General features: G+C 35.6%; 20 protein-coding genes. 19 read left to right on the forward strand and 1 reads right to left on the reverse strand.

The window, feature by feature from the left end; genetic code table 11:
* The first annotated feature begins 134 nt into the window (after positions 1-134).
* The 19 genes from C1634_RS13750 (at position 135) to C1634_RS13840 (ending at position 20,561) form a co-directional block, all read left to right on the forward strand.
* On the forward strand, positions 135-1,514 hold the full coding sequence (locus C1634_RS13750) for a dipeptidase (RefSeq protein ID WP_103235352.1): 1,380 nt from the start codon (positions 135-137) through the stop codon (positions 1,512-1,514).
* A 209-nt stretch (positions 1,515-1,723) separates the two neighbouring features.
* On the forward strand, positions 1,724-2,644 hold the full coding sequence (locus C1634_RS13755) for a T9SS type A sorting domain-containing protein (protein WP_103235353.1): 921 nt from the start codon (positions 1,724-1,726) through the stop codon (positions 2,642-2,644).
* A 210-nt stretch (positions 2,645-2,854) separates the two neighbouring features.
* A complete protein-coding gene (locus tag C1634_RS13760) occupies positions 2,855-3,778 on the forward strand; it encodes a T9SS type A sorting domain-containing protein (protein ID WP_109738611.1) in 924 nt (307 codons plus the stop codon).
* An 80-nt stretch (positions 3,779-3,858) separates the two neighbouring features.
* On the forward strand, positions 3,859-4,566 hold the full coding sequence (locus tag C1634_RS13765; RefSeq protein ID WP_047374432.1) for an SDR family oxidoreductase: 708 nt from the start codon (positions 3,859-3,861) through the stop codon (positions 4,564-4,566).
* A 149-nt stretch (positions 4,567-4,715) separates the two neighbouring features.
* Positions 4,716-5,462 (forward strand): electron transfer flavoprotein subunit beta/FixA family protein, encoded by a 747-nt coding sequence (locus C1634_RS13770; protein WP_103232816.1) that lies wholly within the window; start codon positions 4,716-4,718, stop codon positions 5,460-5,462.
* Between the two features lie 49 nt (positions 5,463-5,511).
* Entirely contained in the window at positions 5,512-6,459 is a 948-nt protein-coding gene (locus tag C1634_RS13775; protein ID WP_103232815.1) for an electron transfer flavoprotein subunit alpha/FixB family protein, read from the forward strand.
* A 179-nt stretch (positions 6,460-6,638) separates the two neighbouring features.
* On the forward strand, positions 6,639-7,238 hold the full coding sequence (locus tag C1634_RS13780) for a bifunctional nuclease family protein (RefSeq protein WP_103232814.1): 600 nt from the start codon (positions 6,639-6,641) through the stop codon (positions 7,236-7,238).
* Positions 7,239-7,260: 22 nt separating this feature from the next.
* Positions 7,261-8,643, forward strand: coding sequence for a nucleoside permease (locus C1634_RS13785; RefSeq protein WP_103232813.1), 1,383 nt, complete (start codon positions 7,261-7,263; stop codon positions 8,641-8,643).
* Positions 8,644-8,757: 114 nt separating this feature from the next.
* Complete coding sequence (locus C1634_RS13790) at positions 8,758-9,309, forward strand: RNA polymerase sigma factor (protein ID WP_103232812.1); 552 nt, start codon at positions 8,758-8,760, stop codon at positions 9,307-9,309.
* Positions 9,275-9,985, forward strand: a complete 711-nt coding sequence (locus C1634_RS13795; protein ID WP_103232811.1) for a hypothetical protein — start codon at positions 9,275-9,277, stop codon at positions 9,983-9,985. The genes C1634_RS13790 and C1634_RS13795 overlap by 35 nt, the downstream gene beginning before the upstream one ends.
* A gap of 78 nt (positions 9,986-10,063) precedes the next feature.
* Positions 10,064-11,158: a hypothetical protein gene (locus tag C1634_RS13800; protein WP_103232810.1), complete on the forward strand. Its 1,095-nt coding sequence runs from the start codon at positions 10,064-10,066 to the stop codon at positions 11,156-11,158.
* A gap of 149 nt (positions 11,159-11,307) precedes the next feature.
* Positions 11,308-11,712, forward strand: coding sequence for a hypothetical protein (locus tag C1634_RS13805; protein ID WP_109738612.1), 405 nt, complete (start codon positions 11,308-11,310; stop codon positions 11,710-11,712).
* Positions 11,713-11,714: 2 nt separating this feature from the next.
* On the forward strand, positions 11,715-12,125 hold the full coding sequence (locus C1634_RS13810; RefSeq protein WP_123921457.1) for a hypothetical protein: 411 nt from the start codon (positions 11,715-11,717) through the stop codon (positions 12,123-12,125).
* Between the two features lie 59 nt (positions 12,126-12,184).
* Positions 12,185-13,363: an acetyl-CoA C-acyltransferase gene (locus tag C1634_RS13815; RefSeq protein ID WP_103232807.1), complete on the forward strand. Its 1,179-nt coding sequence runs from the start codon at positions 12,185-12,187 to the stop codon at positions 13,361-13,363.
* Between the two features lie 106 nt (positions 13,364-13,469).
* Positions 13,470-14,960 carry an MFS transporter gene (locus C1634_RS13820; protein ID WP_103232806.1) on the forward strand — a complete coding sequence of 497 codons (1,491 nt, stop codon included), beginning with the start codon at positions 13,470-13,472 and terminating at the stop codon, positions 14,958-14,960.
* 180 nt (positions 14,961-15,140) lie between these two features.
* The gene (locus C1634_RS13825) at positions 15,141-17,303 is read left to right on the forward strand and encodes a M12 family metallo-peptidase (protein ID WP_228410075.1); all 2,163 of its coding nucleotides are present in this window, start codon (positions 15,141-15,143) and stop codon (positions 17,301-17,303) included.
* Positions 17,304-17,464: 161 nt separating this feature from the next.
* A complete protein-coding gene (locus C1634_RS13830) occupies positions 17,465-18,391 on the forward strand; it encodes a mevalonate kinase family protein (RefSeq protein ID WP_103232805.1) in 927 nt (308 codons plus the stop codon).
* 10 nt (positions 18,392-18,401) lie between these two features.
* Positions 18,402-19,331 carry a UbiA family prenyltransferase gene (locus tag C1634_RS13835; protein WP_103232804.1) on the forward strand — a complete coding sequence of 310 codons (930 nt, stop codon included), beginning with the start codon at positions 18,402-18,404 and terminating at the stop codon, positions 19,329-19,331.
* Between the two features lie 63 nt (positions 19,332-19,394).
* Positions 19,395-20,561, forward strand: coding sequence for a proline dehydrogenase family protein (locus C1634_RS13840; protein ID WP_109738613.1), 1,167 nt, complete (start codon positions 19,395-19,397; stop codon positions 20,559-20,561).
* A gap of 486 nt (positions 20,562-21,047) precedes the next feature.
* Here the strand turns inward: C1634_RS13840 and C1634_RS13845 are convergent, their stop codons facing one another.
* Entirely contained in the window at positions 21,048-21,584 is a 537-nt protein-coding gene (locus C1634_RS13845; protein ID WP_103232802.1) for a helix-turn-helix domain-containing protein, read from the reverse strand.
* Between the last annotated feature and the right edge of the window lie 268 nt (positions 21,585-21,852).

Consider the following 21,852-nt stretch of genomic DNA (forward strand, 5'->3'; position numbering starts at 1 on the left):
GCCCTGTTTCTGCAGGGCATTTTTTTATGAAAAAGATGGCTATAGGGCTCATTAGCATAAGGTTCAGAAAATACTGCCTTTTTGCTTGGTCCTGCCAGGCATTTTTTTTAATTTTAACAAAATAAAATTTTACAATGCAAGAGACATTAAATTACATTAACGAAAACAAACAGCGTTTCGTGGATGAATTATTTGAGTTATTGAGAATTCCTTCTATTTCTGCAGATCCTGCGTATAAAGATGACGTTTTAAAATGTGCAGATGTAGTGGCAGCATACCTTAAAGATGCAGGCGCTGACAATGTTGAAATTTGCCAGACAAAAGGGTATCCAATTGTTTTCGGAGAAAAGATTTTAGATAAAAGCTTACCTACAGTATTGGTATATGGACATTATGATGTTCAGCCGGCGGATCCATTGGAACTATGGACAAAACCACCTTTTGAGCCTTATATTGAGAAAACTGAACTTCACCCTGAAGGAGCAATTTTTGCCAGAGGTTCTGCTGACGACAAAGGACAGTTCTTTATGCATTTGAAGGCTTTCGAAGCTATGATGAAAACCAATGCTCTTCCTTGTAATGTTAAATTTATCCTGGAAGGAGAAGAAGAAGTAGGATCTGTAAGCTTAGGAGAATGGGTAAATGAAAATAAAGAGAAATTAGCTTGTGACTGTATCTTAATTTCCGATACTCATATTTACAGTAACGAACAACCGACTGTTACCACAGGATTAAGAGGTTTAAGTTATGTAGAAGTAGAAGTGGAAGGTCCAAACAGAGATTTGCACTCAGGTCTTTACGGAGGAGCAGTTCCAAACCCTATTCACGTTCTTTCAAGAATGATCGCTAATCTGATTGATGAAAACGGTCATATTACCATTGATGGGTTCTATGATAATGTAGATACGGTTTCAGATGCGGAAAGAGCTGATATGAACAAATTGAAAGATAATCCAGAGGAATTCAAAAAATCAATCGGATTAAGCAATATTGAAGGAGAGAAAGGATATACAACCTTAGAAAGAACCTCTATCCGTCCTACTTTAGACTGCAACGGAATCTGGGGTGGTTATACAGGAGAAGGAGCGAAGACGGTAATTCCTTCAAAAGCATTTGCTAAAATTTCTATGCGTTTAGTGCCTTACCAGACTCCTCAGGAGATCACGGAAAAATTCACGAAATATTTTGAAAAAATTGCTCCGGATACAGTAAAAATTAAAGTAACGCCTCACCACGGGGGAATGCCTTACGTTTTACCAACGGATACTAAAGAATTTGCCGCAGCAAAACAAGCCATGGAATCTGCATTCGGAAAAGAAGTTCTTCCTTACAGAGGAGGAGGAAGTATTCCGATTACAGCCATGTTTGAGCAGGTTTTAGGAGCTAAATCTGTATTGATGGGATTTGGGTTGGATTCTGATGCGATTCACTCTCCAAATGAGCATTATGGATTATTTAATTTCTATAAGGGAATTGAAAGTATTCCATTGTTTTTTGAAAATTATTCAAAGTAATTCAATAAAAATAAAATATGGTAAGGTGTTTCTGCAAAGAAATGCCTTATTTTTTTTGCTTTTTTGAATCATATAATAGGTTTTCAAGTAGCTTTTTTCAGGAATTTGAAAATTAAATCCCTGAAAATAAAACGGTTATTTTTTATTTGCAATAAGTTATTTCACCATTCATGGAAAGTTTATATTTTTAATACAAAACTTGATTTACTATGAAAAAATACTACTCAATTGCATTTATGATTTGTTCAGTGTGCATTTTCGCCCAACAAACTGTATCTTTTGAATCTAATGAAGGATTCGGCGTTGGAAATATCAACGGACAAGCAGGGTGGATCAGTACTCCTACAGGAGGAATGCCGCAAAATGTGACCAATCAGATCATCACTCTAGATAAAGCCAGTGATGGAAGCAGCTCCCTGAGAATTGTCAAAGAAAATGTCTACGGAACCCAGTCTGAACCTATCATCGGAGGTTTTTATAATTTATCGGCACCTCTTGCTTTCAATAACTTCTCGGTATCATTTGATATTAATATCTCGCAGCTTAACGGCTCTGATTTTGGTTTTCAGGGCGTGAGCAATATTGATGATCAGTATGTTGTAAGATTGGATTTTGATAAAATAGGACTGATGAAAATTCTGAATACCGTTTCCGGCATACAGGATTTGATTTCTATCCCTTCAAGCTGGCTGCCAAATACCTGGTACAGGTTTAAGGTCGTAGGAACTGCCACGGATGTTAGGTATTACGTTAATGATAGTTTAATTTATACAGGATTGCCTGCTGCTTCGCTCAATATCAATCAACTGCGTTTTGTACACAATAATGCATTAGGATCTGCTTATATTGATAATATTAAAGTAAATAGCGAACTACAGGTAATGGGAGTTAAAGATTCTAAGATAAATGCTAAAGAAATATCTCTTTATCCTAATCCTGCAACTGATTTTATACAGATTAATTCTGTCCGCAAAGTGAAAAGTGTAGAGATGTATGATGCTTCCGCAGGGCTTGTGAAGACTCAAATAAGCAACAACAGAATAGATGTAAGAGGTTTATCAGCAGGCACATATTTCGTAAATATAAAAACAGAAGGAAGAAATTTTACAGAAAAAGTGATTATTAAGTAAATTATTTTAGTGATCTGAAAATAGGTCTGTTTTTTAGTGTATTGTTTTATTTATAGATGGTTTTTTGGAAATGTAACTTTTCTATAGGTTTAATATCTTTATTTATTTTGCTTAAAATATATTATGTTAATTCGATATAATATGTAAAATATTAACCTATTTGGCTTTTTTAATTAAAAAATATATATTTACTCAAAACAAATAAATATCATGAAGAAGCTTTACATTTTCGCAATTTCGTTGATTTCAATATCATCATTTGCTCAGCAGACTATTTCTTTTGAAGCCAGTGAGGGATTTATAGCAGGTAATATCAATGGGCAGCAGGGTTGGATGTCTACCAGTGATGGGGAAGTACCGCCGACATATATAACAAGCCAGTTGGTATCAACTGAAATGGCAACTCAGGGTTCAAATAGTTTTAAAATAACACCAGATCCACTTTTTGGTCCACAGCAGGATCCTGTAATAGGTGGTTTTTACACCTTTACGGCACCATTAACGTATAATAGCTTTACACAATCATTTGATGTAAGACTTACCCAAAAAAATACATCAACTTCAGATTTTGTATTTAGAACAGTGAGTACGGCAGGAGCAGGAAGTATTGTTACCTATATCGATTTTTCTTATGATGGGAGAATTTTAGTGGTGACTGCAGGTTCAGGGACCTTAGTAGATACCACTCACACCTGGAATGCGAATACATGGTATAGAGTTAAAGTGGTTTCGACAGCTACCGGAATTCAGTATTACCTGAATGATACTCTTATCTATACAGGACAGCCTTATAGTAACAGTAATATTAACAGGATGGATTTTGTACACGATAATTATGGAGGTTCTGCCTATATCGATAATATCAAAATCAATAATGAAGCAGCATTATCTACAAAAGATGCGGTTAAAAATGATGTGAAACTATCCATTTATCCAAACCCGGCAACTGAATTTATAAAAATCACAACTCCTAACAAGATAAAACATGTTGAAGTATATGACATGTCAGGAAAAAGAGTAGATGTAACATTGAATGGTGACCATGTAAATGTAAGAAACTTATCTTCCGGAGCCTATTTACTGAATATAGAAACAGACGGAAGAAACTTTACAGAGAAATTTATTAAAAAATAATTCCTGATAAATCTTAGTATCAGCAAAACGCTCCAATTGGAGCGTTTTTGTTATTTTAGAGAATTAAAATTTTGAAGCATATGTCAGAAAATAAAACAGCTTATATAACAGGAGGAACCAAAGGTATTGGTTTCGGGATTGCTAAAATTTTACTTGAAAATGGAATCTCAGTAGCATTTTCAGGAAGAAAAAGAGAAGATGTCATGAAGGCGGAAGAAGAGCTTAAACAATATTCAGAAAATGTTTTGGGAATTGTTTCTGATGTAAGAAGCCTGGAAAGCGAGCAGGAAGCCGTAAAATATACCGTAGAAAAATTCGGAAGACTGGATTATATCATTGCTAATGCAGGATTGGGTATTTTTAAACCCGTAGATGAACTGACTGCAGAAGAATGGAATGATATGATAGAAACCAACCTGACGGGTGTTTTTTATACCTTAAAAGCCTCTGTAGAAGAATTAAAAAAGACCGAAGGCTATTATATCACCATCTCAAGTCTGGCGGGTGCCAACTTCTTTGAAAACGGAACCGGCTATAATGCTTCGAAATTCGGAGTGGTAGGTTTCACACAGGCAGCCATGATCGATTTAAGAAAATACAATATTAAGTCCACGGTGATTATGCCGGGTTCTGTAGCCACTCATTTTAATGGAAATATTCCGTCAGAAAAAGACAGTTGGAAGATTCAGCCGGAAGATATGGGGAATCTTATATTGGACATTTTAAAGATGAATCCACGAGTTTTGCCAAGTAAAATAGAGTTTAGGGCAACAAAACCAGCTAAGTAACTACATCTAATGTATTGAATAATAATTTAATAAGTATTATGCATGCATAATATATTTTTTATTTATATTAGCAAAAATTAATTCAAACAAAATCTCTGCATAAACTGTCATGATTTTATGCATTAAAGGGAAAAAATAAAATAGTACACATGAAAATATTAGTTTGTATTAGTAGTGTTCCGGATACTACTTCCAAAATTAACTTTACAGCAGATAAGTCTGCTTTCGACAAAAACGGAATTCAGTGGGTAATCAATCCGTTAGATGAATTTGCGTTGACAAAAGCGGTTAAACTTCAGGAATCTCAGGGAGCAACAGTAACAGTAATCAACGTAGGGGATGCTGCTACAGAACCTGTGATCAGAAAAGCTTTAGCAATTGGTGCTAACGATGCTGTAAGAGTAAATCTTGATCCAAAAGATAGCTATTCTACAGCAAAAGAAATTGCAGCTGTAGCTCAAAATGGAGGATATGATCTTATCCTTTGCGGAAAAGAATCAATCGACTATAACGGAGGTTCTGTTCCGGGAATGGTGGCTCAGCTATTGAACCAGCCTTTCGTAAACGCTTCAGTAGGATTAGACGTCAACGGAAGCGAAGCTACTGCAGTAAGAGAAATTGAAGGAGGAAAAGAAACTATTTCTGTAAAATTACCAGCAATTATTGCAGGTCAGAAAGGATTAGTAGATGAAAAAGACCTTATCATCCCGAATATGAGAGGAATTATGTCTGCAAGAACAAAACCTCTACAGGTAGTAGAGCCTACTTCTTCAGAAGTAAAAGTTCAGGGAGTATCTTATGACAGCGTGCCTGCAAGAGCAGCGGTGAAAATGGTTTCTCCTGACAATCTGGATGAATTGGTAAGATTACTTCACGAGGAAGCTAAAGTAATCTAATCATTGATTCTTTAAATTTTTCAGTCTTTTAATTTTTAAATTTAAAAAAATGGCAGTATTCGTATACGCAGAAAATATAAACGGAGTTTACAAAAAAGCAGCTTTCGAAGCAGTTTCTTACGCTAAAGCTGTTGCTGATAAAGCAGGAGATACCGTTACGGCAATCTCTGTAAACCCAACAGATTCTTCAGATTTATTATATAAATATGGAGCATCAAACGTTATCAATATCAAAGACGAAGGTCTTAAAAATTTCTCAGCAAAAGCATTCGCACAGGCTGTAAATGAAGTGGTAGACGGAAACATCATCGTTTTCCCTCATACAACTGATGCTTCTTCAATCGCTCCAATGCTTGCTGTAATGAAGAATTATTCTTTAATCACTAATGTGTTAGAAGCTCCAGAAAGCCTTTCACCTTTCCAGGTAAAGAGAAGAGCATTCTCTGGAAAAGGATTCATGCATGCAAAAGCTGAAGGAAACGGAGTAATCGTTACGGTTTCTCAAAATGCTTTCGGTGTTAAAGAAAATGCAGTATCAGGTTCAGAAGAAGTGAAAAACTTATCAGTAGCCAATGAGGATACTAAAGTGATTTCTCATGAGCAGAGTTCAGGTAAATTAGACCTTAAAGAAGCTGAAGTTGTTGTTTCTGCTGGTAGAGGATTGAAAGGACCTGAAAACTGGGGGATGATCGAAGATTTAGCAAACGTTTTAGGAGCTGCTACAGCATGTTCTAAGCCAGTTTCTGATATCGGATGGAGACCTCACACAGAGCACGTAGGGCAAACAGGTAAAGCAATTTCACCGAATCTTTACATCGCTGTAGGGATTTCAGGGGCAATTCAGCACCTTGCTGGAGTAAACTCTTCAAAAACGATCGTAGTAATCAATAGCGATGCTGAAGCACCATTCTTCAAATCTGCTGATTACGGAGTAGTAGGAGATGCTTTCCAGATTATTCCTGCATTAACAGAGAAAATTAAAGCAATAAAAGGATAAGAGTCAATTGTAAATAGTCACCTACTTTGCGTGTCAATTTTTAATGATTCACCTGTAAAGTAATTCATTATTGACCATTTACAATTCTTTACTATACCAATAAAAGCTCGGCTTTCCGGGCTTTTATTTTTGCGTAAAAAAGTGAAATCACAATAAAAAATTAATCTATATTTGTAGCTATGGATTATAAGCAGCTAATTATTCGCGGAATATCGTACAGCCAGACACAATCAGGGGCTTACGCATTGTTATTGGAGCATGAAGAAACACACATAAAATTACCTGTTGTTATAGGAAATTTCGAAGCCCAATCCATCTCTTTAGGATTGGAAAAAGATATCCATCCGCCGCGTCCTCTTACTCATGATTTATTTACAAAATTTATAGTTTCTGCCAATTATGAATTGGTATCTGTTGTTATTTATCAGATTGTAGACGGAGTATTCTTTTCAAATATCAACTTTAAGAATAAAGCAAACGAAGAAGAATTGATCCTTGATGCCAGAACTTCTGATGCCGTTGCAATGGCTGTAAGATTTGATGCACCTATATTTACCACTCAGCAGGTCCTGAATGAGGCCGGGATTCTATTGGAACTGGAAGATGTTTCAAAAGAAGAACAACCTTTCTCAGAAACTGTACAGACAGAAGATAACTTAACCTCTCTTTCTATGGAGGAACTTCAGAAATTATTAGAAGATGCCGTGAAAGAAGAAGATTATGATACTGCCCTTGAAATTCAGGAAGAAATCAAGAGGAGGAAAAAGAAAATTGACTAAAGAGATACTTTTTATATAAATTATGAATTTAAAATTACGACTGACCATCCTCAGTTTTCTCCAGTTTTTTGTTTGGGGAGCTTGGCTGATTACGATGGCAAACTTTTGGTTTGGCACAAAACATTGGGAAGGAACTCAGTTTGGAGCTGTTTTCGGAACAATGGGAATTGCTTCCATTTTTATGCCTACCATTACTGGGATTATCGCTGACCGCTGGATCAATGCGGAGCGCATATTTTCAGTATTACACATTCTGTATGGGGTTACTCTTTTCATATTACCTCATTCCACAGATCCGAATTCTTTCTTTTCGGTAATGCTTCTGGCAATGTGTTTTTATATGCCTACGATAGCACTTGCCAACTCAATTTCTTATACAATCCTGAAAAATAATAATCTGGATGTCGTAAAAGACTTTCCACCGATTCGTGTATGGGGAACTATTGGTTTTATTGTTGCCATGTGGATTACAAACCTTAGTGGAAACAAAGCTACAGAAGGACAATTTTATATTGGAGGAGCAATCGCGATATTCTTAGGAATTTATGCTCTTACATTACCAAAATGTCCGCCACAAAAGCTTATTGATAAAAATTCACCATTATCCGAACAATTAGGATTGAATGCATTCAAGCTTTTTGGAAACTATAAAATGGCATTGTTCTTTCTGTTTTCAATGCTTTTGGGAGCTGCACTTCAGCTTACGAATGCATACGGAGACGTTTTCTTAAGTGAATTTGCTCATTTTCCAAAATACGCAGATTCGTTTGTAGTACAGAGATCTACCATTATCATGTCCATTTCTCAGGTTTCAGAAACCTTGTTTATTTTGGCAATTCCTTTCTTTCTGAAGAAATTCGGAATCAAAAAAGTAATGCTGATGTCGATGCTGGCATGGGTTCTAAGATTCGGATTCTTTGCTTATGGTGTTCCGGATGGATTCGGGCTTTCACTGATCATTCTTTCATGTATTGTATACGGAATGGCTTTTGATTTCTTTAATATCTCAGGATCACTTTTCGTAGAAACAACGACTGATAAAAAAATACGTTCTTCGGCTCAAGGGTTATTTATGATGATGACCAATGGTTTTGGAGCTGTTTTTGGAAGTTATATTGCAGGATGGGCAATAGATAAGTTCTTTACACACAAGTTTACGACGGCTTCAGACCTGTCTACTTATCTGGAAACTACCCCTGATAATCCTACTTTCCTGGAAATTTTGAAAAGTAGTTTCAATGCAGCTGTTAATTCAGACGGAACCCTTTCTTCTGTGGTGATGGTAAAAGACTGGCAGCAGATATGGCTTTCTTTCGCAATCTATTCGCTAGTATTAGCAATATTCTTTGCTTTATTGTTTAAACATAAGCACAATCCGGAAGATGTTTCATCAGTAAAACATTAATCGAAACTTACATTTATTAAGATATTAAATTGCATTTTTGAAAAAAAATGCAATTTTTTTTATTTTCAGGCAACCTTTTACAAAATATGCTGTCTTATAGATAGAAACAGATCCATGAAGAACATCGAAGAGAATTTTTTATTGGCTAAAAAACAGGACCGGAGAGGGCAAAAAGCTCTTTACGAGATGTTTTCTCCTAAAATGCTGGCCATTGCAAATTCTTATGTCAATAATCTTCATGATGCGGAAGATATCCTACTGAATGCCTTTATGAAATGCTTTACCAAGCTTGATGAATGCAGAGACTGGAAAAGCTTTCCGTTCTGGCTTAGAAAAATTATAGTGAATGATTCTATCTCCTTCCTCCGGAAAAACAAAAATATCCTCTATGCTGATGTGGAAATTGCAGATGATTATAGCGAAGATGAGAATGAATATCCGGAAGAACTCAATATTGAAGAAATATTTTCTCAGATGCCGGTAGGATATAGACTGATTTTTAACCTCTATGTCTTTGAAGAGAAAAAGCACAGTGAGATTGCTGAAATTCTCAATATTTCTGAAGGAACAAGCAAAAGCCAGTTGAGCAAAGCAAAAAAATGGCTTGCTGAATTTTTAAAAGCAAAAGAAAATGAAAAAAGAACTCCTGAAACAGTTAAGATCTGATTACGAAGAGCTTGAAATAAAGCCTTCTGCAGATCTTTGGAGCAGAATAGATCAAATGGGTCTGGAAATAGAAAAGAGTCCTGCTATGAGCCCTAAAAAGGCTTTCCAGTGGTGGAAATATGCTGCAGTATTGATTCTATTGTTTTCAGTAGGGGTATTGCTTTATTTTAACGAAAATCATCCTGTCAATACCATCCATTCAACAGCTCATACAAAACCGGCAAAAAAGAACATTGAAAAACTTTTTCCACAAAATTCGGATATTCATGTAGCGGAGAACATAAAAACGGAAAACAATACGAGTCAGAAAAGGGTAGAAGAGAATGTAAGCCTTCCTCAAACTTATCAACAGGAAGAAATTGTACAAAAAGAAAGATTCAGCAGCAGCAAAGAAGAACAGATTATAGTTTCTGATTATGAGATCAAAGCTCCTGTATTAGACAGAAATATCGATCTAGTACCCGATAAAGCTTCTTTAGCAGAAAAGAAAAAAATGGAATACATCAAGGCTGATGAACTTCTGCAGGGCAGAGAATTTCAAAAAAAGCGGGAAGAAAATAAAACCGACATCAGAAAGTTCGGAACCCTGGATATGACGAAAATTAAGGTTAAAAGTCCAAACTCGCTTAAGATCTTTGGAGTAACAGTCTTTTCTGATTCACTGGAAAGTAAATAAACAATCATTTTTTTATCTCAAAAAAACTGCCCCAAAATAGGGACAGATATCGAATATTGTCTTAAAATTAATAGAAATATGAAAACAAAACTAATATTGATGGGTGCTGTTATGGCTTTTAGCTATGGGCTTGCTCAGGAATCTCCTGAGAATAATCTCAGTATCTATTCCAAAAAAATTGACAGTATTGTCATGACTGAAAAAGGCAAAATGAGTATCGAGCTGGATCAGATTGACAAGAGTTTCAAAGCAAAGAAAATCACATCCGATGAAAAGCAAAAGCAACGTACTATAGTCGCTTCAAAATATGAGCAGATTATTAATGAAAAAATAGATTCCCAGAAACAGGATCTTGAGACGGCAACCAAAGAACTGGTGAAAGATGCCGTTTTTAAATCTGATGATACCTTAAAGAATGGAAGAAATCAATTATGGCTGGGACTGAACGGGTTTAACATGAAACTCAACGAGAAGAAAAAAAGAAACAATCCCAAAAACTATTTACAGACATTTGAGCTCTCTGTAAGTATGGGAGGAGCGGGATTAACCTCAAAGAATGAGCCTTTTGGCTTTTACAATAAGAATTCCGATATTAAAAACAGTGTTATAAATTCCTGGCAGCTGACCCTTTGGTATGGCAATCAGATAGGAAGTTATACCAGCCCTTTTTTCTACCGTTTCGGATTGGGAGTGAGATCAGACCAGCTTACGCCAAAATATGGGCAGGCATTTAAACAGGATAAATACAATATATTCGTTGATGATTTTGACCGGGGAAATCTTAAAAAAAGTATTCTTTACAATACCTATATCACGGTTCCTGTAGATCTGAAATTTGTTTTAAATCCTAAATATAAAGAATATGAAGGCGTAAAATACCTGGATAACAACCAAAACCAGTTATCTCTTATTCTGGGCGTTTATGGAGGCGTTAAAGTAGGAAGTATAAATTATTCTAAGTATTCCAATGAGTTTTCCGATAGAATTGTTGAAAGAGAAAAAGTGATGCATGGGGTAAATGATTTTGTTTTCGGAGGGAAAATCGGAATCAGTTATGCAGGGTTCAATCTGTTTGTGCAGAAAGACTTTACTCCCGCTTTCAATGACAATGCTTTGCTGAAGAAAAAATATGGACTTCAGATCGGAATAGAAATAGCAAATGTTAATTTTTAATTTATCAATAAATGAATTATTTCTTTAATTAATAGATAAAAATAGTAAGATTTTTTTATGACTAACGAACGTTTGTGCATGGAAATCCTATTTTTAAAACACACTCTTTAAAAGTGTGTTTTTTTTTGTATTTTGGCACTTTAGTAAATATGAAAAATATTCAGTTATTAGGATTACTGTTAGTGATTATAGGCAGTTTTTTACCTTTAGTACATGTACCCATCATTGGGAACTGGAACTATTGGAAACTCGATCATTATCTGGCTATTGCATGCTGGATCTTTGCTGCATGTGCCGTTTTTGGAATTGTCAATAACAGTGCAAAAATCGTGAGATTTTTTGGTGTTCTGCTGATCCTTTTATTCGCATTTACCTTATTCGCAGTGAAGATGCAGTCTTTACAATACTTCAGCTTTTTACCTTTCAAATCCTGGCAGGAAACCTTTGCAGGAGTTGTTAAATTAAAATGGGGTTGGGCTGTAGAATTTTTAGGCGCTTTTCTAATGGTTTTTGCAGGAGGAAATAAAAAAGTAAATAACCGCACACAAATATAAAAATGAAGTTCTTAAAGATATTTTCAGCAGGAATTTTGTTGATGAGTGCCACACAGGTTTATGCTCAGTCAACAGACCAGAAAAAACCGGATAATCCGGCTAAATGTACCAATATAAAAGAAGGTAAATTTGTAAGACCCAATTACCCGGAAGCAATATGGTATATGACCATTAAAGACAATGTTCAGACCGAATATTTCAATAATGGAAAAGACTTTATCAAATCAACATTGGTTTTTGTGGATGATTGCAACTACAAAGCAATCGTTATGGAGAAATCCGATAAAAATGATCCTGCACAAATTGGTGATGTCTTCAATAATAAAATAGTAGCGACTCAAGATAATCTTTTGAAAGTCAATACTAAAATTGAAGGAACACAATTCGATATGGTCTATGTAAAAGTAAAATAAATTCAAATTATAAAAATGGAGCGCTTGTTCCGTTTTAGCTAAAAATAAAAATTATATACATGAAAGAAGTATTCATCGTTTCCGCAGTAAGAACACCTATGGGAAGTTTTATGGGAAGCTTATCAACAGTTCCAGCTACAAAACTGGGAGCAGCTGCTGTAAAAGGAGCATTAGATAAAATCGGTTTAGATCCTAATGCTGTTCAGGAAATCTATATGGGAAATGTTCTTCAGGCAGGAGCAGGTCAGGCGCCGGCTCGTCAGGTTGCTTTAGGAGCAGGTCTTTCAATCAATACACCTTCTACTACAGTAAATAAAGTTTGTGCTTCAGGAATGAAGGCTGTAACAATGGCTGCTCAGGCAATCAAAGCTGGAGATGCAGAAGTAATTGTTGCAGGAGGTATGGAAAACATGTCTTTAGTTCCTCATTATTACAATGCAAGAGTTGCTACAAAATTAGGCGATATCAAAATGCTTGATGGAATGGTGCTGGACGGTCTTACAGACGTATACAACAAAGTACATATGGGAGTTTGCGCAGAAAAATGTGCAGTAGACTATAATATTACAAGAGAAGATCAGGATAACTTCGCTGTAGAATCTTACAAAAGATCAGCAAAAGCTTGGAGCGAAGGTAAATTCAACGAAGAAATTGTACCGGTTTCTATTCCTCAAAGAAAAGGAGAGCCTGTAATCTTTGCTGAAGATGAAGAGTACAAAGCCGTAAACTTCGACAGAATTTCAACACTTCCAACAGTATTCAAAAAAGAAGAAGGTACCGTAACAGCAGCTAATGCATCTACTTTAAATGATGGAGCTTCTGCATTGATCCTTGTTTCAAAAGAAAAAATGGAAGAATTAGGATTAAAGCCTTTGGCAAAAATCGTTTCTTATGCTGATGCAGCTCATGAGCCTGAAAACTTTACAACTGCTCCGGCGAAAGCGTTACCTATCGCTCTTAAAAAAGCAGGATTAGAGGTTTCAGATATCGATTTCTTCGAATTCAATGAAGCTTTCTCAGTAGTAGGATTGGCAAACAATAAAATCTTAGGATTAGATGCTGCTAAAGTAAACGTAAACGGAGGAGCGGTAGCTTTGGGACACCCACTGGGAAGCTCAGGTTCAAGAATCATCGTTACATTGATCAACGTATTGAAGCAGAATAACGCAAAATACGGTGCTGCAGCTATCTGTAATGGCGGTGGCGGAGCTTCTGCTATCGTGATTGAGAACATATAATATTCTGTTTTATAATATATTACCATTAAGGAATCGATAATTTTTTTAAAAACTTATCCATTTCTTAATGGTTTTTCTATTTTTGTGCTACTAATATTTATTTGAAATGTCTGAAACTGAGAATCGACACCCTAAAAACATAAAGAATAATCCGAAGATTATGAAAGCCTGGGCCGTATATGACTGGGCAAACTCCGTTTATTCCCTTGTTATTACCTCTACTATTTTTCCGATCTATTATTCTATCCTTACCACGGCTTACGAGAAGAAAGAGTATATCGCGGAAACAAAATCATGGATTGATGTTCCCGTAAGGCATATGATCAAGATTTTTGGGAAAGAATATCAGCCGGATGCGGTATATGGATATTCACTTACCATATCATTCTTTGTTGTTGTATTATTGTCACCATTTTTATCTTCTTTAGCAGATACGATCGGAAACAAAAAATCTTTCCTACAGTTTTTCTGTTATCTAGGGGCAACATCATGTATGGGATTGGCCATGTTTACGGGGATGCATAATGTATTTCTGGGGCTCTTATTCAGTATTACAGCCAGTGTCGGATTCTGGGGGAGTTTGGTGTTTTATAACTCGTTCCTTCCCGATATTGCCACACCGGACAGGCAGGATGCGCTTTCAGCAAAAGGATATGTTTACGGATATATTGGTTCTGTAGTGTTAGTCGTACTCTGTTTGGTTCTTATTCAGGTTTTTGCGAAAGGAGCGGCTCAGCAGTTATTATTTACACGAATAAGTTTCCTACTGACAGGTGCCTGGTGGTTCGGGTTCTCCCAATATACATTCAAGCATCTTCCTCAATTTGGAGATGTGAAAGAGAAACTGCCTAAAGATCTTGTATTACTGAACTATAAAAACATTTTCAAAAAGCATGAAGAGCAGGGAGGTTTTTTTGAGGTATTTAAAGACAACCTGAGCTTCTATAAAGATATTGCAAAAGAAAGTTTCCATGAGCTCTTTAAAGTAGGAGGAGAACTTTTCAAAGATAAAAACCTGAAATTCTTCCTGTCAAGTTTCTTCTTTTACAGTGTAGGGATGCAGACGATTTTCCTTATGGCAACCTTATTTGGAAAGAGTGAGATCAACCTGGCTCAGGATAAACTTATCGGAACCCTTTTGGTGATCCAGATTGAAGCGATCATTGGAGCCGTTATTTTCTCAAGATTATCCAAAAGAATTGGTAACAAAAATGTTATTTCAATTGCGATCATCCTATGGATTGTAGCTTGTCTCTGGGCTTTTTTCCTGAACAAAGAAAATCCAACCGTAGAATACCAGTTTTATGGAGTAGCTGCAGTGGTAGGTTTGGTAATGGGAGGGCTTCAGGCGATGTCAAGATCTACGTATTCAAAACTGCTTCCGGAAAACTCGATGGAAAATACAACGTACTTCAGTTTCTATGATGTATTGGAGAAAATCGCCATTATCATCGGAACATTTATCTTTGCAACGTTGATTGAACATTTCAACAATATGCGTATCGCAGCATTGTCAATGACCATATTCTTCGCTGCAGGATTAGTTTTAATCAGATTCCTGAAAGTCAAAATGAGGACGGACAGAGAAACTTTATAAAAATTAAAAAGACGTTATTTTTAACGTCTTTTTTTTATTTTAACGAATAAAAAACACTCATACAGCTGTTTGATTTAATTTATTTATAGAGTTGTTACAAATATTAGAATGTAACAGTTATTTTTCACTATGTGTTGATTTTTTTTGTTTATTTGTAAAAACAACAAAATTATCAAAATAATGAAAAAGTTTCTATTAATTTGCTTTTTACAATGTTTTGCTCTGGGTTTTTCTCAGAAATTAAAGCTTATCGCAGAAAAAGTTTCGGAATATCATAATTCTAAAGCTGAGTTTAAAAGCTATGATTTATTTGAACTCAATAAAACGGCTGATCAATTAGCTGAATACAAAAAGGCAGCAACAGATATCACTGTTATGTCTCTGAAGTCTGCAGAATTGAAAAGATTAATCAAAGAAAAACCTGACTTTCTTGAAATCTCTTTTCCCTTTGATGGAGGCAGGCAGATCACTATTGAAATGTACAGGCATCAGATCTTAACCAGCGATTTTAAAGTCGTTACAGACAAAGGCAAAACAGTAGAGTATACACCAGGAGTTTACTATCAGGGAATTGTAAAAGGAGATAATGCTTCTATTGTAGCTTTTAGCTTTTTTAATAATGATATTGTAGGAGTTGCTTCTACACCCGAATTGGGAAATATAGTGGTAGGAAAAGCTAAAAATTCTGAAGATTTTGTAAGTTATTCAGATTCTAAATTAACAGGTTCTAATCCATTTGCCTGTGAGGTAGACGGATTGAAAGAGAACAAGACCCAAAGACCTGTTTTTAATCCTAACAATACCAGTAAGAAAAAAACGGATAATTGTGTAAGAATATACTATGAAGCAGGCTTCGGTCCTTATACCCAGAATGGAAGCAATACTACGACAACGACCAATTGGGTAACTGCTATGCATAATAATGTTTCAACATTGTATGCCAACGAGAATATTAATGTAGCTTTAAGCGGCGTTTTTGTTTGGACAACTACTGATCCTTATACAGGGTCACCAAGTGCAATTCTGAGCCAATTTAGAACCACCAGAACTACTTTTAATGGAGACTTAGCACAGTTATTAAGAAATCCTGCAACAACAAGTATTGCTTATGTTAATTCATTATGTACCAATTATAGGTATTCTTATTGTGGCGTAAACTTCACCTATCAGAATGTTCCAACGTATTCTTGGAATATAGAGGCGATGACCCATGAACTTGGTCATAATTTAGGTTCACCACATACTCATGCTTGCTTTTGGAACGGAAATAATACGGCTATTGATGGGTGTGGACCTGCATCAGGAAATAATGAAGGATGTAGTGCGGCACTTCCTCCTGCCGGTGGAGGAACTATTATGAGTTATTGTCATTTGGTAAGCAGTGTAGGGATTAGCTTTGCTAATGGTTTTGGTGTACAGCCAGGAACATTGATCAAAAACACGATTGATTCAAAAGGATGTCTTGGGACTAATTGTACAACATCATGCCCTGCATCGATCACGAATTTTAATATTAACAATATCACACAGACCTCTGCAAATGCTGCTTTTACAGATGCTGCCTCAACGGCATGGAAGTATAAATTAGCGACAACTAACGGAACGGTAATATCTTCTGGAAATGCAAATACACCATCCTTTAATTTTACAAATCTTCAGCCCGCTACTTATTACAGACTAAGTGTAGGGACAGATTGCAGTGGCCCCAATGCCTTCCAGCTGTCACAGCTATTTTTGACTGATGGAGCATGGTGTGATGGAGCTCAATTTACCGATACAGGAGGTTCAGCAGGTCAATATAAAGATAATGAAGAATTGGTAAAAACATTTTACCCTACTTCCGGTTCCTCTATGACCATGACATTTACCACATTCGATCTTGAACAAGGTTATGATTTTATGTATGTATACAATGGCCCTTCTACGGCTTCACCATTATTCTCCAATGGGAATAATCTAAGTGGAAGTACCGTTCCCGGTCCATTTACATCAACTGATCCTTCAGGGGCAATAACGGTAAGATTTATTTCAGATGGAGGTGTTACAGGAAATGGCTGGAATGTGAATTTCTCCTGCAATGTCTTGGCAGTAGAAGACGTCAATATAAAAAATAATGCAGTCAATATTTATCCGAATCCTGCCAAAAATATGATAACCCTCTCTTCAAAAGAAAGACTAAAAGGCTATAAAATATATGATGAAGCGGGAAGACTGGTCATTTCTGATTCTTCTTTAAAAGGAAATAAACAGGAAATAGATCTTTCCTCAATTCAGACAGGAAACTATGTGATCACCATAGAAACAGAGAAGCAAAACATCAACAAAAAATTAATCAAAGAGTAATTTTAAATAAATTTATTGTAAAAGCCTGAGAATATCAGGCTTTTTTCTTATCTTTAATAGGTGAAAGAGTGAAGTAAGCTCAAATAACTCATATTTCGGTCTGAGTTTTGCTTATATTCAGCCGAATAATTTTTAACTTTGCAAAAAGATTTATTGTCAATATGACCAACCCTCTATTTTATGCAAAAATAATTCTGTTTGGAGAATATGGAATGATTGAAGATTCCCAGGGGCTTGTAGTACCCTACAGCTTCTATAAGGGAACCCTGAAATTTTCCGATCTGAGTTCTGAATTTGAACTTACTTCCAACAGACATCTGCAGAAATACTCTGAATTTCTTACAGCGCTTGATCTTTCCGACGATTTTAAGTTGGATATTAAGAGCTTCAAAAATGATATTTCAAAAGGACTTTTCTTTGATTCCAATATTCCTCAGGGATATGGAGTGGGAAGTTCGGGAGCTTTGGTAGCTGCTATTTTTGAAAAATATTCAATCAGTAAGCTGAATCCTGAGAATATCTCAAAAGATAATCTTAAAAAATTAAAAGCTGTTTTCGGCGAAATGGAAAGCTATTTCCACGGTAAAAGTTCAGGGATGGATCCACTGATCTGTTATATGAACCTGCCGATCCTTATCGAAAATAAAGAAAACTTAGATAGGGTAGACATTCCGGAAGGAGAAGAAGGAAGAGGAGCTATTTTTCTGATCGACTCTGGGATTACAGGAGAGACAGGACCAATGATTCAGATTTTCTTTGAAAAAATGAAAACAGAAGGTTTCCGTAAAACGCTGAAAGAAGAGTTCATCCGTTACAATAATGCATGTATAGACTCTTTCCTTAAAAAAGATATGAATCCTTTCTTCAGAAACCTGAAAAAACTTTCTCACTGGGCCTATGAACATTTCCGTCCTATGATTCCTGAAAGTATTTTTAAGATCTGGAAAAAAGGGCTGGATTCTAACGCTTATTATCTAAAACTCTGCGGAAGTGGCGGAGGCGGCTATATCTTAGGATTTACCAAAGACTATGCAAAAGCAGAAAAAATGCTTGAAGGCTTCCAAAAAGAAGTGATTTACAGATTTTAAATAAGCTGGAATGAATTCTGAAAAAGAAACTTTCCAATCTAAAAACGATCTCTCAAAATCTCTATTTTACAGATTTTCACAATTCGTGGGCTTTCTGCTCGGAGCACGATTTTTTGTAGCGGCTCTGTTGACATTTGCCCTTTATGTTTCTACTTTTTTCCTGTTCAATCAGGATGAATCTTTCGGAAAATTCGTATTCGATTTCAAAGTACACGGGATTATTTTCTGTACCGTTCTTACCATTCTTGCGGGTGGCATCATCAATCAGTTTTATGATCTGGAGAAAGACCATATTGTAAAACCTTTCAGAACAAGGGTTCAGAGCTTTATCAAACAGAAATACTTCCTATATGCTTATCTGGTGCTCAGTGCTATTTCTTTAGGAGTAGCATGGATGATTTCCCATAACGTCTTTGTTTTTTTTGTAGTCTATCAGTTTTTTATGTGGTTTTACAGCCATAAACTGAGCAGAATACTCATTGTAAACAACCTTACCTTTGTCAGTTTAACCCTATATCCGTTCTTTGGAATGATGGTATACTACGAAACCTTTTCCAAAAAGGTATTCCTGATGGCTGTTTTTCTTTTCCTTATCTTGCTATGTATTGATATTGTGAAAGATACCCTTACCAGAAGTGTAGACAAAACGTTCGGATACATCACCATTCCTAATTATTTTAAAAGCAGAAACACAAAAATTATCCTGACTTCTTTACTGATAGTTACCATGGCAGTTTCTATGAAAATCATCACTAAAACTGGTGTTACCGGATTTATGGCTTATTATTTTGCCGGAGGACTTTTTATCATGATACTGTGTATCTACCTTCTTATCAATGCTTCAAGAAGAAGTAACTTCTTTACATTGAACGTGTTGCGATTTTGGGTGTTTGTAGGAATTATTGCGATGCTTTTAAACGGAATAGAGCATAAATTATAAAAAAATTCTTTAAATAAACTGAGGTTATTATTACCTTTGCATAACTAAATTTAATAAATAGGAATGCCCATTTTTAACGATACTAAAGTTGCATTTGCAGACAAGTCTGATGCACAATTGAGAAAGGCTTACTGGATGTTTAAAATGATTGAACAGCCCGCTCTTACAAGCCTTGGAACATCTGTCCTGAATTTTACAGTACACAACAACTTTCCTTTCGTTACCGGAATTGTAAAAAATACTTTATTTGCACAGTTCTGTGGCGGTGAAACCCGTGAAGAAAGTATGAAAGTGGTGAAGCAGCTGTTCAAGAGAGGAGTTGGAAGTATTTTCGATTACTCTATTGAAGGGAAAGAAGATGAAGAAACTTTTGATGCGGTCTGCAAAGAGATTAAGGATATCATAAGATTCTCAGTAGGAAACCCGGCGATTCCTTTTATTGTATTTAAACCTACAGCGTTCGGAAGAATTGATCTTTATGAAGCAGTGGGAAAAGGGGCAGAGCTTACGACCAGTCAGAAAGAAGAATGGGAAAGAGTCGTGAAAAGATTTGATGAAGTATGTCGTCTTTGCCACGAAAATGATAAAAAAGTAATGGTAGATGCCGAAGAAACCTGGATGCAGGATGCAGCAGACCACCTTTGCGAAGAGATGATGGAAAAATATAACCAGCAAAAGCCTATCGTTTGGAATACCATTCAGATGTACAGAACTGGCAGACTGGAATATATGGAAGCGAATCTTCAGAGAGCAAGAGAGAAAAACTACTTCATCGGTTACAAGATTGTTCGTGGTGCTTATATGGAAAAAGAAAGAGCCAGAGCAGCAGAAAAAGGATATGCAGATCCTATCCAGCCCACTAAAGATGCTTCAGATAAAAACTACAATGCAGGAATCGACTTTGTGATGGATCATTTGGATAAGGTTTCAGCTTTCTTTGGAACCCATAACGAAATATCTTCAGAGCTGATTATGGATAAGATGAAAGCAAAATCTCTTGAAAGCGGGAACCCGCATGTTTATTTTGGGCAGCTTTATGGGATGAGTGATAATATTACCTTCTATTTATCAAATAAAGGCTATAATGTGGCCAAATATCTTCCCTACGGACCTGTAAAGGATGTTGTTCCGTATCTGACGAGAAGAGCCAGAGAAAACACTTCTGTAGCCGGACAAACCGGAAGAGAGCTTGGATTGATCAAAAAAGAACTTGAAAGAAGACAAAAATAATAGTATTGTTCTGTATAAAACGATCAGACCCGCAATTTTGCGGGTCTTTTTTATTGAAGTTAACGCTATTAAATCCATCGTAATTCCTGAGTTTTCAGGCTTGGAGGCCTTATCTCAAATTAGTAATAATCAATATAATTATCTATTGCATTAATTATATGTTAAAATAATCCAATTTTTATTGTTGATTTGATTTTAAATTTTTATATTTGATAGAGTCATAAAAACAAATGTATGAAAATGCTTTCCTTTACCTTTATAATTCTGTCATATGACAGGATCTTACCAGTACAATAAACACCAGTATTACCCTTATCAATAACCGAAATTGTAAAATACATAAGATGGGACCAGATGATCATTATAAGATAAAAATTCCATACGCTGGATATCCCATCAATATTTTAAAAATAAAATAAAGCAATAGCTTTAGTTTTCTTCTTCAAATATTTTTTAACCTGATCAATTTTCCTTGATCAGGTTTTTTTAAGGTTCAAAACTTTCGAATTTTCCGTTTTCGTAGAACAAAACAATACGCTTTATTTTACCTTGTTGATTACCAAGTAGTTGTCCTAAAATATGATCGCCAGAATTTTCTAATCGCTGAGAATCGGATATTTTTTCAGGAGCTTTATCTTGGGTCGGTATAAACGATTCTCCAGAGCCCGATTTTGGGGCTTCCGGTTCTGCTTCATCACTTCCGAATTCATCATCATCGTTCATCATGGTAAACAAGTCGGGGAGAGGAGTTGTTTTTATTTTTTCCTCATCAGTATGCTCTTCCTGAATTTCTGTTTCGGGCAGTTGAGATTTCAACATCTCACCCTCGCCAGTAACCAACCAATCCCAAAGAAGTTCCGGGAAACGGGATTTTATTTTTATGATAAACTCAAGAGACGGTTTGTTTCTTCCCGAAGTAATATGTGAAATAGATGAACGCTGTACATCTATTTCATCAGCAAACTCTGAAGGGGTAAGATTGGAGTACTCTATAATTTTGGAAATTCTTTCATTTAAACTCATAAAAATAAGCCTTTAATTATTTTACAAATGTAACTTATATAATTTACAAATGCAAAATACAAATGTAAATAATTAAAATTATTGTCTGTATACATTTGTAACATGGTAATAATGTATTTTAAATCAATAGATTGTAACTAAATTACAATTGTATTAAATAACTATACTCATTCGCTATACAATTCATCAGGCTATATTATGATGCATATTATTTTACCTCAATACTAGTTTAATAATGTAAATCGATGCTTTTTAGAAGGTTATTTTG

The sequence above is a fragment of the Chryseobacterium viscerum genome (genome assembly GCF_002899945.2).
Classification (GTDB): Bacteria; Bacteroidota; Bacteroidia; order Flavobacteriales; family Weeksellaceae; genus Chryseobacterium; species Chryseobacterium viscerum.